This window comes from Roseibium sp. MMSF_3247, from assembly GCF_030733765.1.
Classification (GTDB): domain Bacteria; phylum Pseudomonadota; class Alphaproteobacteria; order Rhizobiales; family Stappiaceae; genus Roseibium.
In genome coordinates, this window is the sequence record NZ_JASHII010000002.1 from 432,969 (window position 1) to 445,453 (window position 12,485).

Annotated in this window: 13 protein-coding genes and 1 tRNA gene; 8 read left to right on the plus strand and 6 right to left on the minus strand. The window is 53.3% G+C overall.

What is annotated here, in order from left to right; genetic code table 11:
• Window position 1 precedes the first annotated feature (1 nt).
• The 5 genes from RBB44_RS07455 (at window position 2) to RBB44_RS07475 (ending at window position 3,882) form a co-directional block, all read left to right on the plus strand.
• Window positions 2-580, plus strand: a complete 579-nt coding sequence (locus RBB44_RS07455; protein WP_306146765.1) for a DUF177 domain-containing protein — start codon at window positions 2-4, stop codon at window positions 578-580.
• Between the two features lie 204 nt (window positions 581-784).
• The gene (gene plsX, locus RBB44_RS07460; protein WP_209177536.1) at window positions 785-1,849 is read left to right on the plus strand and encodes a phosphate acyltransferase PlsX; all 1,065 of its coding nucleotides are present in this window, start codon (window positions 785-787) and stop codon (window positions 1,847-1,849) included.
• Window positions 1,846-2,823 (plus strand): beta-ketoacyl-ACP synthase III, encoded by a 978-nt coding sequence (locus tag RBB44_RS07465; RefSeq protein WP_306146766.1) that lies wholly within the window; start codon window positions 1,846-1,848, stop codon window positions 2,821-2,823. The genes plsX and RBB44_RS07465 overlap by 4 nt, the downstream gene beginning before the upstream one ends.
• A 142-nt stretch (window positions 2,824-2,965) precedes the next feature.
• Window positions 2,966-3,271, plus strand: a complete 306-nt coding sequence (locus tag RBB44_RS07470) for an integration host factor subunit alpha (RefSeq protein WP_040451807.1) — start codon at window positions 2,966-2,968, stop codon at window positions 3,269-3,271.
• Window positions 3,272-3,279: 8 nt separating this feature from the next.
• Window positions 3,280-3,882, plus strand: coding sequence for a MerR family transcriptional regulator (locus RBB44_RS07475; protein WP_209177538.1), 603 nt, complete (start codon window positions 3,280-3,282; stop codon window positions 3,880-3,882).
• Between the two features lie 8 nt (window positions 3,883-3,890).
• Here RBB44_RS07475 and RBB44_RS07480 read toward each other — a convergent pair whose 3' ends face one another.
• The 3 genes from RBB44_RS07480 to RBB44_RS07490 all read right to left on the minus strand — a co-directional run bounded on the left by RBB44_RS07480 (window position 3,891) and on the right by RBB44_RS07490 (window position 7,826).
• Window positions 3,891-5,198, minus strand: a complete 1,308-nt coding sequence (locus RBB44_RS07480; protein WP_306146768.1) for a hypothetical protein — start codon at window positions 5,196-5,198, stop codon at window positions 3,891-3,893.
• 120 nt (window positions 5,199-5,318) lie between these two features.
• Window positions 5,319-6,518: a glycerophosphodiester phosphodiesterase family protein gene (locus RBB44_RS07485; RefSeq protein ID WP_306146770.1), complete on the minus strand. Its 1,200-nt coding sequence runs from the start codon at window positions 6,516-6,518 to the stop codon at window positions 5,319-5,321.
• Window positions 6,519-6,590: 72 nt separating this feature from the next.
• A complete protein-coding gene (locus RBB44_RS07490; RefSeq protein WP_306146772.1) occupies window positions 6,591-7,826 on the minus strand; it encodes a cytochrome P450 in 1,236 nt (411 codons plus the stop codon).
• 278 nt (window positions 7,827-8,104) lie between these two features.
• Between RBB44_RS07490 and RBB44_RS07495 the strand changes: the two genes are divergently transcribed.
• Window positions 8,105-8,290, plus strand: a complete 186-nt coding sequence (locus RBB44_RS07495) for a hypothetical protein (protein ID WP_306146773.1) — start codon at window positions 8,105-8,107, stop codon at window positions 8,288-8,290.
• Between the two features lie 142 nt (window positions 8,291-8,432).
• Window positions 8,433-9,545 carry a hypothetical protein gene (locus RBB44_RS07500; protein ID WP_306146775.1) on the plus strand — a complete coding sequence of 371 codons (1,113 nt, stop codon included), beginning with the start codon at window positions 8,433-8,435 and terminating at the stop codon, window positions 9,543-9,545.
• Window positions 9,546-9,881: 336 nt separating this feature from the next.
• On the opposite strand, the gene RBB44_RS07505 is transcribed toward RBB44_RS07500, so the two are convergent.
• Together RBB44_RS07505 and RBB44_RS07510 are read right to left on the minus strand one after the other, a co-directional pair.
• Window positions 9,882-11,042 (minus strand): matrixin family metalloprotease, encoded by a 1,161-nt coding sequence (locus RBB44_RS07505; protein ID WP_306146776.1) that lies wholly within the window; start codon window positions 11,040-11,042, stop codon window positions 9,882-9,884.
• A 290-nt stretch (window positions 11,043-11,332) separates the two neighbouring features.
• Entirely contained in the window at window positions 11,333-11,779 is a 447-nt protein-coding gene (locus RBB44_RS07510) for an ABA4-like family protein (RefSeq protein WP_306146777.1), read from the minus strand.
• Window positions 11,780-11,865: 86 nt separating this feature from the next.
• Between RBB44_RS07510 and RBB44_RS07515 the strand changes: the two genes are divergently transcribed.
• Window positions 11,866-12,312, plus strand: coding sequence for a MarR family winged helix-turn-helix transcriptional regulator (locus tag RBB44_RS07515; protein WP_306146778.1), 447 nt, complete (start codon window positions 11,866-11,868; stop codon window positions 12,310-12,312).
• A gap of 75 nt (window positions 12,313-12,387) precedes the next feature.
• On the opposite strand, the gene RBB44_RS07520 is transcribed toward RBB44_RS07515, so the two are convergent.
• A tRNA-Pro gene (locus RBB44_RS07520) sits at window positions 12,388-12,464 on the minus strand.
• Between the last annotated feature and the right edge of the window lie 21 nt (window positions 12,465-12,485).

Below are 12,485 nucleotides of genomic sequence, written 5' to 3' on the forward strand. Positions count from 1 at the left end.
TATGGCCAATGAAACCTTTCCTTACAGCCATAAGGTGAACGCGGCGCGGGTCGTGGACAAGGATGAGAAAATAACTGTGACGGCAAACGCGGGGGACCGGGCTGCGATTGCGACAGCCTATGACCTCGATGGCGTGAAAAGCCTTGTCGCAGATCTTGTTCTAAAGCCGTACCGGAAAGCCGGACTGCGGGTTGCGGGACACATCACGGCTGAACTGGAGCAGACCTGCGTTGTTTCTTTGGAGCCGTTCGTCCAGGAACTGAAACTCGACATCGACCGGACGTTTGAGCCGCATTCTAGCCGGTCGCGGAAAATCCGCGATCTCAATGAGGACGGTGAAATCGAGATCGATCTTGAATCGCTGGATCCGCCCGATGTCATAACCGACGGCGTGCTCGACCTTGGCAACGTTATATGTGAAGAGCTTGCGCTTGCGCTTGATCCGTTTCCGCGTAGACCCGGTGTCGAGTTTGAGGGTGGCGGCGAGGAAGACGCTGATCCTTCAGAGGCAATTGAGGAAACCGGCAAACCCTCTCCATTTGCTGCACTCAGCGCGTTGAAAGAACCGCCCCAGAAATAAAGCCGAACGGGATGTGCCTGCGATTACCGGCGTGTAAGCGGGCGCTTTTTCGTGCAAGCTGCCATGCATTGGCAGGAAAACGGTTGTCACCTCAGCCAAAACCTTTATGTTCGCGCCCGGTTCAAGACCCCTTAGGGACCGGTTCAACATCTGTGACAGCGAGGCAATCTCCGCCTTGCCGGTAAACGTTTAAAGACTTTCTAAATGGCGAAAACGATTCCGATTTCACTTGATGTCATGGGAGGCGACCACGGAGCCGAGGTCGTGATCCCGGGCGCTGAAATTGCGCTTGTCCGGCATCCAGATATCCGGTTCTTGCTGTATGGCAATGAAAACGTCGTCCGTCCGCTTCTCGACAAGTACCCGCGCGTGCGCGATGCCTCCGTTTTTCATCATTGCGAAGTCTCCATCGCGATGGACACCAAGCCCAGTCAGGCGCTGCGTCAGGGGCGGTGGAAGTCCAGCATGTGGAAGTCCATCGAGGCTGTGAAAACCGGCGATGCCGCCGTATCCGTTTCCGCTGGCAACACCGGCGCGTTGATGGCCATGTCCAAGTTCTGCTTGCGGACAATGGCCAACATCGAGCGTCCGGCAATCGCAGCCATTTGGCCAACCTTGCGCGGCGAATCCGTTGTGCTCGACGTTGGCGCGACCATCGGCGCAGATGCTCAGCAGTTGATTGATTTTGCCATCTTGGGTGGAGCCATGGCGCGAGCGCTGTTCGGCATTCAAAAACCCACCGTTGGCCTCCTGAACATCGGCGTCGAAGAGGTGAAGGGACTGGAAGAGGTGCGCACGGCGGGACGCCTGCTCCGCGAAACGCCGCTACGCTCCTTGCAATACTCCGGCTTTGTCGAAGGCAATGACCTGGGCGCCGGCACGGTCGACGTGGTCGTCACCGAAGGTTTTGCCGGAAATATCGCGCTGAAGACGGCAGAAGGAACAGCCAAACAAATCGGCAGTTACTTGCGCTCTTCCATGAACCGCACTTTCATGTCGAAACTCGGCTACCTATTTGCCAAGGGCGCTTTTGACCTGCTGCGCGAGAAAATGGACCCGCGCAAGGTCAACGGCGGGGTGTTCCTTGGCCTCAACGGCATTGTCATCAAAAGCCACGGCGGAACGGATGCGGAAGGGTTCGCATCGGCCATCGATCTGGCTTACGACATGGTGAAAAACGAACTGACGCACAAGATCGCGCAAGATCTTGTGCATTACCATCGCGGGCGCTTCGCTGAAGCGGCGCCGACATCGGAAGGTGATTTGTGAGCGTTATCCGTTCAATCGTTACTGGTACCGGAAGTTATTTGCCGGAAAAAATCCTGACCAACAGCGATCTGGCCAAGATGGTCGACACTTCGGACGATTGGATCGTTCAGCGCACCGGCATTCAGCAGCGCCATGTCGCTGCTGAAGGGCAGGTGACTTCGGATCTCGCAGTCGAAGCCGCTCTGCGTGCCCTGGAAAGCGCCGGCCGGAAAGCCGACGACATCGATACGATCATCCTGGCGACAGCGACGCCGGACAACACATTTCCGGCGACCTCCGTTTCCGTACAGGCTCGGCTCGGCATCAACCATGGCTTTGCATTCGACGTCCACGCGGTTTGCTCCGGCTTCGTCTATGCGCTCACGACAGCAGACGCTTATATCCGCGCGGGCATGTCCAAACGCTGCCTCGTGATTGGCGCAGAGACCTTCTCCCGAATTCTGGATTGGAACGACCGGACCACGTGCGTCTTGTTCGGTGACGGCGCTGGGGCTGTGGTTGTCGAAGCGTCAGAAGGCGAAGGCAATACGGCTGACAGGGGTGTTCTCACGTCGCATTTGCGCTCGGATGGCCGTCATAAGGACAAGCTCTTTGTTGATGGCGGGCCGTCTTCGACCCAGACGGTTGGCTATCTGCGCATGGAAGGCAAGGAAGTCTTTAAACATGCCGTTGGCATGATCACGGATGTGATTGAAGATGCATACTCCGCCACTGGCCTGACGTCCGAGGATCTAACCTGGTTTATTCCACACCAGGCCAACAAACGCATCATTGACGCCAGTGCGAAGAAGCTGAAGATCGCGCCGGAGAAGGTCGTGACCACCGTTCAGATGCACGGAAACACGTCCGCAGCCTCCATTCCGCTGGCGCTGGATCTGGCCGTTCGGGACGAACGTGTCAAAAAAGACGATCTCATCATGCTTGAGGCGATGGGCGGTGGATTTACATGGGGCTCTGTGCTTTTGCGCTGGTAAGTATTTCTGACAGTGCAGGCAACAAATCGCAGCCCTATTAAGAGTTCCTGTTGACCGGGTCCCCTTGAGGCAATACCGTGAGAGCCTGCTGCAGAGTTTCTGTGTAAAATCAGCCAGATCAATGGCGTCCTGAGGAGGGGTTATGGGCAACCGGACTATTACCCGAGCGGATCTGTGTGAAGCCGTTTATCAGAAGGTGGGTCTTTCGCGGACCGAATCTTCGGAATTGGTGGAGCGAGTTCTTTCCGAAATTTCCGACTGTCTCGTGACAGGAGAATCGGTAAAATTGTCTAGCTTCGGGTCGTTCGTCGTCCGTTCCAAAGGGGAGCGCATCGGCCGCAACCCGAAGACCGGTGAGGAAGTTCCGATTTCCCCGCGCCGCGTGATGGTCTTCAAGCCATCGAATGTCTTGAAACAACGGATTAACGACGCCCTGACCGGCAGCTGACGGGTTGCATGAGCTCACAGGACAAAAGCCCAGACGCTTTTCGCACCATCAGCGAAGTCGCTGAGGATCTGGATTTGCCGCAGCATGTGCTGCGTTTCTGGGAAACCCGCTTTTCGCAGATCAAACCGCTGAAACGGGGCGGCGGCCGCCGCTATTACCGGCCAGACGACGTTGAGCTCCTCAAAGGAATCCGCCACCTTCTGTACGGCGAGGGTTACACCATCAAGGGTGTGCAGCGGATTCTGAAAGAGCAGGGTCCGAAGTTCGTCATGCAAATCTGGCGCGAGGATGCCGATCCACTCATCGTCAGCCAGCAGAGCGTGTCTTCAGCACCAACTCCTCTGACAGAAGAAACAACAGCCGGCGAAACCGCCAGTGGGGCAATGCCCTCAGGATCGGTGCCGCATGATGTCATCGACGATGAAGCCGACAAACCTGTTGACGGGCAGGGCGGCAGCGGGTTTGGCATTTTGAGCCGCCTGCGGGGTGAAAAGCCGGAGAGCGCGGCAGCTGGTCCTGCGAAAGCGATTTCGAAAGAAGATATCCGCCGTCTGCAGTCCACCTTGTTCGAGTTGCTGGAGTGCAAACGCACTCTGGACCGGGCGCGCTAAAAGTCCCGCTATTTCCGCTTTAAAAACCGCCCAAGAAATCCGCCGCCCTTTGAGGGTTGATCGCTGGAGCTTGCCTGTTGCGCCGCAATCGCGATCTGACGAAGCTCATCCATGGACGAGCGTTTTCTCGGCCCAGCTTCTGATGCCCCACCAGCCGTCTCATCGCCGACCACGCGTGGACCTCGGGGCTTTGTACTTGGCTGGGAAGCTTCCGGCGAAGATGCGGCTGGCGGCCGGCGAATTGGCTTTACGCGATTTGCCGACGTGGCAGACGAAGTCTCGCCAGTTTTCTGGCGGTTGAGTTGCTGTAGAATGGCCGCGTCGATCGGATCGTCGGGATCAAGAACAACCTCTTCTGCCCCGTCAATGCGTTCGCCTGTTTGGGCACCTTCGGTATCGTATTCCTTGAAGATCGTGGGAACAGGGTCTCGCTCGACACCAAGGGCCGGATTATGGACCACTTTCAGTTCAATGCGCGGCGCGCCGCCGTCGTGTGGAGGGTGGTGAAACACCTGGATTTTTTCGTTTTCGTCTGAACCGAAAACATCTCCACTTGGAAACACCTTCCCGCGTTTGAGTGTGAAGCCAATGAACGAATAAAGCCGTTCAATGAGGTAACCGGTTGGCAGCTTGGAAGGCGTGAATTCCACCGAATAACCGATGATAGACGGGGCTCCTGAGCCAATCACACCAATGAGCTGTTCACCGGTGAGCGGAGACGTTTCACCGTAAAGGTGGGGGTGAACATAAAGAAGAAGTGGTGTGTCTTCATCCGCCACCAATTTGAAAGTGTCTGGTGTCATCAGGAACAAACTGGGTATCCAGAAAATGGCAGTTGGAAAAGACGCATCTGCGATGCTGGCCGTGACAGACTTCACAATCGCCATCGCCATTTGGCTCTCGCTGCTGTCAGTGAAGGTTGCAACGCTTTCACCGATCTCTTGCAAAGCCCCTTCAGGAAAAGCACCGACTGGGATAAGCCCCTTGTAGACGGAGATTTGTGTATAGGCTGTCGTCGCCTCAATAACGTCAGCAGCTACCGGAAAACTTGACTTCACGGAGAAGCTGTTGAGCGCTGTTTCAAGCTGAGCGCTCGCTTCAAACGGCACTGTTTGCGTCACCAAAATGTGGTAGTTGCCGCAGAGAACCCGGATATCCTTTTCTGTTGATGTTTTTAGAAGTTTACACTCTTCGGCAGGCAACCCGGCGGCGACGGCAGCGCGCACGATCATTTCCAAGACCGCGTTACCGGAAAGCGGTTCGTAACGCTCCATCAGCACCTGAGCGTCAATGCTCGGGGTTGGAAAGATCTTCATCTGAAAACACCTTTGGACTGAAATCGCCAAAGGACTTTAGCGATGCACACGTAAAGAAGGACTTATCAATCTACGCGCGCATCGCATCTTGGTGGCTAGAAGCTCACATTTTTACGAGGCCTATTTCAGGCCCATGCAGGAGGCATAAAAGGTGGTTGTAGCGGGCCAGTCGGAGAAAAGACCGACAACACCTGCGTCCTGAGCAAGGACATCGACCACTTCATAAACCTTGCCATCACCGTCAATCGCATCCTTGACCGTCTGGAAGTACCAGCCGCCGCCCGTATTGAGTGGACCGGAGCGCTCCAGTGTCCAGGTGATCAGGGTAAGCCCTGCTTCGTTGGCGGCCCGCGCATAGGGGGATGCAACAATTTCCCCTTCGTCCAGCGTCAACAAAACCCAAAGCGGGGGAGCGATGTAGTTGACACCCATTGCCTTCAGTTCGGCCATGGACGGGGAAAAGGTGCTTGGGTCGGACGGGTTCAGGTCCCGGCGGCCATCGAGATAAACAGCCTGCTTGCCGAAATCCGGCTCGTTCTCGATCCAGTACAGAACATCGTTGAGATTGAAGGACTGCGGAAAGACATCCGAGGCCGGAATTCCGGCTGCCTTGTATTCGTCGATCAGTTTTTGCGCGTAGTCTTCCTGGCTGAACCCGTCAAAGGGCATATCCACCGACGGCGACTTGAGTTCGGGCGTGAATTTGACGCCGAGATCCTTGAACAAGGCAATCGATTCCGCGTGGGTCATCAAAGTGCCAGTTGTGGCATAAAGGTCAGTGCGCCATCCCGCCGTTCCATCCATGTAGGCTTCGACGGTCTTGGCGCTTCTGTCGGCTGCGTCCATTTTGCCGTTCAGCGTCTTGAATTCGGTAAGCGTCAGGTCTGATGCCCGGCACTCCGCTGAGGCCTTTGAGTTGCCATCTGCAGGGCTGAACCCTTTGGTGCATTTACCAGCCAGATCTGTCGCCAAGATGTCGGTGGTCGTGTGGAGATCGTTCTGTGCGTGCCGGCAGACAAGTTCCTTGTCCTTGGTAAAGGTGACATCGCACTCCAGGATCCCTGCGCCCATCAAAGCAGCAGCCTTGTAGCTCTCTGCTGTATGTTCTGGGAACTGCAATGGTGCGCCCCGATGGCCAATCGAAAAGTCGGTCTTTCTCAGCGGCTGACCGATGCAGGCCTCAAGTTTTTCCTTCAGCGGACCTTCGGCCATCTGGTCGATCAGGTAATAGGGACGCGGTCCAAGCTCGATCGTGTCGGCAATGACGGGAGTAGACAACACAGCGAGTGCGGCAATCGAAGCTGCTTTGGTAAAGCGCATGAGGATGGAATTCTCCGTTGCTATAGGCGGCCTGGGTAACCTGTTTGAATGGCAATCAGATTACAGCCTTTGTCAGGAGGGCGGCCAGCGAATTTTCAGCGCTTCCGGTCCTCGGACCGACAAGCCGCGTTTGTAGCGAACATCTTCTGCTGCCAGTTCGATCTTTGAAAACCGGCGCAGCAACGTTGAGAAGATGATATCCATGTCGAGCCGGGCGAGGTGGTTGCCGAGGCAAAAGTGAGCGCCGCGCCCAAAGGCAATATGCCAATTCGGGGACCGGCCCACATCAAATGTATCTGCGTTTGGAAACTGCTTTGGATCGCGGTTTGCGGAGCCATAGAGAACTCCGAATTTTGTGCCGCGTTCAAACCTCTGGCCGCAAACGTCCATCTCCTGTGTCACATAGCGATGGAAAAAGGGCAGGGGCGACTCATAGCGGAACATTTCCTGGACCGCAGTCTTCATCAGGCTTTGATCGTCCCGCAGCCGCTGCATCTGGTCCGGAAACTTCAAAAGTGCGTGCATGCCACTGCCCAGAACGTCGATGGTTGATCCGTGTCCGGCCATCAGGATAAGCATGGCGGTTGAAATGAACTCGTCCTCGTTCATGTGGCCGGCCTTTTGCGCCTCGATCATCACCGAAATCAGATCGTCTTTTGGCGCAGCTTCGCGCTGGCGCTTCAGGTCCGACAGGTAGTGATAGAATTCGGTTGTGTTGCGCTCGGCGAGGTCCTTGCGCTTATCAGACCGGTCGATGTCGAAGTATTGAACGATGTTCTCCGACCAGATGCGCAGTTGCGGGCAGTCCGCGTCGGGAACTCCTAGAATGCGACCTATGATGTGACCTGGAACATGGGCGGCGAGATCCTCGATGAAGTCGATCTCTTGGCGGTCCGCCAGACCGTCAACGAGGCTGTCGACATAGGCCTGGATCTCGTCGCGCAGCTTGTTGACCATCACCGGAGTGAACAGCTTGAACACCTGCTTGCGCAGCCGGTCATGGACGTCGCCGTCGCTGTCGAGCAGGGAAAATTGCACGAAGCGGGAATGATGCGGCATGTCATGCCAGTTTCCATCACGCTTCTGTTTTGCAATCTCTTCTGCACTCGCGATGTGCTCCATGGACCGGACCATGTGTTCACTCATCACGATTTCCGAAACATCGTCAAAACGCGCGGCCAGCCAGACATCAAAATCCTCAAAATAAGTCAAACCTTCCTTCGCGCGCAGCGCCGCGTAAAACGGATGAGGATCCTGCGCGAACGCATCAGAAAGGGGATTAAATTCAAAATCGGATGTGTGGCTCATTCTGGGCTCTTGGTACTTGGCGGGCGGGGGCGGCGCTTTTTTACGATTCGCAAGGGCCGCACGATATTTTTTGAGAAATACAAGCGAAAAGGGTTTCGGGCCACCCGCAGAACGGGTTTTCCGCAGGTCGAAGTTCTGTGTGAGGACATCGGCTGGGGATTGTGAGGAAAGGACAGTTTTGACAATGAGGCGAGGTACGGTCCCCCTCCTAAGATCGGCTCACACCTGCTAAGGGCGCTGTCTCAAAAATAATGACGGCGAAAGAACAGGGGGCTGAGATGCAATTGCCGGAACGGTTTCATGAAGAATATCAGGGCTTTTTGCTGGAAACCGGCTTTGATGACCCGGATCCGCAAAACCTTTTGATGGAGCTCGCATCGCTCAGCATGGAGGTTTATCTAAAGGAAATAGCGTGGCTGTCAGATTTTCTCGGGCGCCTGGAAAAAGGCCGTGAGGTGGCTTGACCAATGAATGTGAGGTATTTCTCAATCCGTATTTTGATTGCATCAGTTCTTACTTTGCGTGATCTGAGACACATTTTTGAATCGATAGGTGGATTACGAATTGAAATAGGTTAAGTTTAGACGTCGATTTAGGAGATTTACTATGGCTGGCCCAATTGTTTATCGCGCTGATCTTCTTATTAATCGGGTCGGTACAGAAGCCGCCCTGTACAAAGCGAACGTCGTCAATAAATTCTATGAAGCTTATGAGCCTGCTTACAACAAATACATCGAGGTTGTCGATGAGCAGGACAAGGCTGATAAAGCCAAAGATGAAGCCAAGGTTGAGATGGCAATTCTTGCATTGTCCCTGCTTGGCGGTGTTGGGCTTGGAACCGTAATCGGTGCAACTTGTGCAAAGGCCTATGCAGGCGGAACGATTACCAACACCATGAAACGTTATTTGGTAACTACCGTTTCTGATAGAAAAGCACTTAAGAAAAAAATCCACAAAGTGAATGATTTTGCGACTGATGTACGCACTGAATTCATTGCTGGGGAACTATACGATCTCATACAATCAAAAGGGTCTGCCCGCGTTAAAGAAAGCATGAAAGTTAGCAGCAGTGATCTTGGTGATGCAAAGAAAATGATTGAGTCGCCAGGTATGATTAAAAATAGAATGCAGACCTATTTGTATCGAATAGAGGCGTCTGCGCGCATACTGATTGAAGAAATATTCACCGACCAATTGGGCTCAGATAAGAAAAAATTATGCGAAGTATTTCAAAAAACATCTCCTCTGCTGAATATCAAAAAATCACTTCCGAGCAGTGAGGTCCTCAGTAGAAGGATAGAGCTTCTGATGTGGATGCGGTATCTAACGACCCTTGACTGGACCAAAACCGAAAAATGGGTAGGAGAATCTGGATCCTTGACCAACAGTCTGAGAAAGGAATGGGTTGAGGCACCCATTAGGACATCGGTCCGGGATCAAAAAAACTACCCAAAGCTTAAAGGACGGGTCAATAATCCGCACAGCCGCTGGGGTGCAACCTACCGGCAAGAAGTGTTTTACAAAGACGCAGGTGATAAAATTCGAGAAAGAATAAACGAACTCTACATGAAGGAGTTTGGAGAAAAATTTTTTGTAGATAGTGTAACCTACCTGTACATCGATTTTTATCGTCAACCAATAAACAAATCATTACTGTGGCGCGCAGAGCAAAACATTGAAATGATACAGCGAAAAATGCCTTCTGGATCTGCAGGGTAGTGTTTGGCTGTGCAGAGCTTACTATCTGGAATACCTTTGTGCCGTTTCCTTAGCAAATATTGTTGGGTTGTGGCCCATCAACAGTGGGCCATTGCGTGAGGCCGCGCTGAGCAATAATGAGCGGACTAGCTCTTGAAGATTATTCCAACTCTAAAAATGATACTCAATCACTCATATAGGTTGAGCGATCATACCGTATTGGAACAGACCTTACCTAAGTAAAATGCGCCACCAAGCCAAACGGCGTTTGTCATTCGTATGAGGCAAGCCGCCGCGCCTCGGAGCCGTCCAGGAATTCAGTTTCTTGATTATCGTTTTAGGCCGTTGGAATACGGACTATGCAACATCAACGTACCCAACAATCCCCTCATAATTGTACTGGGACAAGGTGGCGATTACATTGTCTTTTTCGGCCTCATTCGCCGTATAGAAATGAGTGCCGGTGTCCGTATTGAAGAAACGATAAAGTGCAATGTCGTCTGAATCCGCCGTGCTGTGAAGGTGATAGGCGACACCCTCGTAATTAAACTGCGAGAGCGTGGAGATTACGGAATCCCTCTCCGCGGCGCTTGCCGTGAAGAAATGGGTTCCGGTTTCCGTATTGTAAAAACGGTAGAACTCGACCGCATTTGCGTCGGTGCTGTTCACGCTTTTATAGGCAACGCTTTCATAGCTGTATTGCGCCAGGTTGGTGCTGATTGAAACGGCTTCAGTGTGATTTGCTGAGTAAAAATGTGTGCCGGTGGAGCTGTTGAAGAAGCGGTAAACCCCCAAATCAACTTCGGGGATCGTAACCGTCGGAGTTGTTGGGGTCGTCGTCGCCGCTCCATAGATCGCCTGGACGGCGTTGATGTCATCCTGCGTCAGTGACGTGCCATAATTCTCGTTAACGACCACAGCAGCCATGATCGCGTTCGGATCCTCACTGTGCCCAATGCCCAAAGCGTGTCCGATTTCATGGATTGCCGTACTTAGGAAAGCCGTCGTGGTCCAGTTTTCTGCCGTGTCAAAAATGACTTGGACGGAATCGGTTGTGTAGGTGGCTCCACCGTCACTGCTGGAAAAGAGAGAGTCTGCAAACCCCAGTGTGTTGCTCACTCCGTCGATTGCATCCATCGCAAATCTGATTTGGACAGAACTTGCATCCGTCACTTCCCGGAAGCTGATATCGGCCACTTGCGCCCAAGCATCAAAGGCTTGGCGCACCGCTTGTTGAAAATTCGGGTCCGTGATCGCGGCGTCGGAGGCGTAGGGGGTTCCGCCGACAGTTCCACTCAACGTTGTTGTTGCAAAGCTCCAGGTAACTTCCCCTCCGGATGTGCCCGGGGTGCCGCTCGTGCCCCATTTCGGAAGCGGGTTGTACAGCACAAAATCACTGACAATGTTGTAGTCGCCTTGCGTCCGTTCGGCGGTCCAACTCAAGCTGCCGGTCTTCTTCCCGTCCGAGTTATAGCTCAGTGAGAAGTCAGCCACCGGGCTGCCGCAGATAATGCACATGGTATCTCCCCGCTTAATTGCTCGTTCTTACCGGTCCCGCTGATTTGGTTGGAAAGGCTGCCGTATTCTCTCTCAACCAAATTCCCGCTTGTGGTCTGATTGTAAACACATCAGGCCGTCAAACTGTTTCATAGAAGCGATGTAGCTGCCTTAAGGTAATGCTCATGAAAGCATGCTTGGACAGGCGCCGCAATTCCGCAAAGCTACAAAGTGCAACGAGCTCATTGGCAGCTACGAGATAAAGAATTCGCAAGGAGCAATGGGGCTTTTTGATCGGTGAACAACTGTTTTTATGTAGCTGCGTCATTTACCCTGGCCTCAGCACCGATTGCAGATCGCAAAGTTCCCAGCGCGACGAACATCAAAAACCCGGCGGGTCCGAACATAAAGGTCACCGGCAAGCAGGGCAGAACCATCCAAAAGCTTGTATTTTTAGCACGGGCACTCCGACACATCCATGCACCAACAAAAAGGTCAAATGCCAGAAAGTGGTTCCAGCCCGCCATAACCGCGTTTGGATTTGAAAACAGTTGAGCAACCGCGGAAAAACTCCCATAGCCACCTTCAGAGACAGGGAAAAAGCCCACGATTGCGACGTAACTAACGGCAAGAAGGGCTGGGATTGCGTAGCCTGAAATACGGTCTGACCACTTCGGGATGAGGGGCGAAATCAACAACAATACCCAGCCGAGCATCGCCAGAGAGCTCACACCGGAAAACACGGTTTCATAGTCCATTAGAAAACTCCCTTGGCACCATCTTATGTTGCAGTGGTTATTGCAATATGCTTGCATATGCAACTATATTGCAATAAAAAAGCAAAATGGAAGATATTTACACAATCAACGCACTGAGGCTTATGCAATCGGCAGATGAGTTTCGGGCAAAGCTCTCGGGTGAGTTTTCCGCTGTTCACGGTCTTTCCGTGAATGAGTATTTTTTGCTCATGCATCTTCAAAGAGCACCGCTCAATCGGTTGTCCCGGGTGGAGCTGGCCAAGCGCATGTATGTCAGTGCCTCCACGGTCACGCGGATGGCCGCACCGATGGAAAAGCTTGGGCTTGTGACCCGTGAGGCCGATATCCGGGATGCGCGATTGGCCTATGTCGTTCTGTCCAAAGCGGGAACTATCAGATTGGGTGAGGCGAAAGTGACCTTTGCAAAGCACGCGCGTGCAGCGTTCGAAGACCGATGGTCCAGTGCTGAATTGGACAGCCTGTCCAAACTGCTCAATCGGCTTGTCGCTGGTACGCTTCCAAATCTGACATGATCAGATGCATTGGTCTTGTTTAGCTAAACAAGACCGAATTCAAGCTAGGTATTCAGAAAATAGTCTTGAAAATGTTGGTCGGGCAGGCCGGATTTGAACCGACGACCCCTTCACCCCCAGTGAAGTGCGCTACCAGGCTGCGCTACTGCCCGAACTCGACCTAACTATCGTGT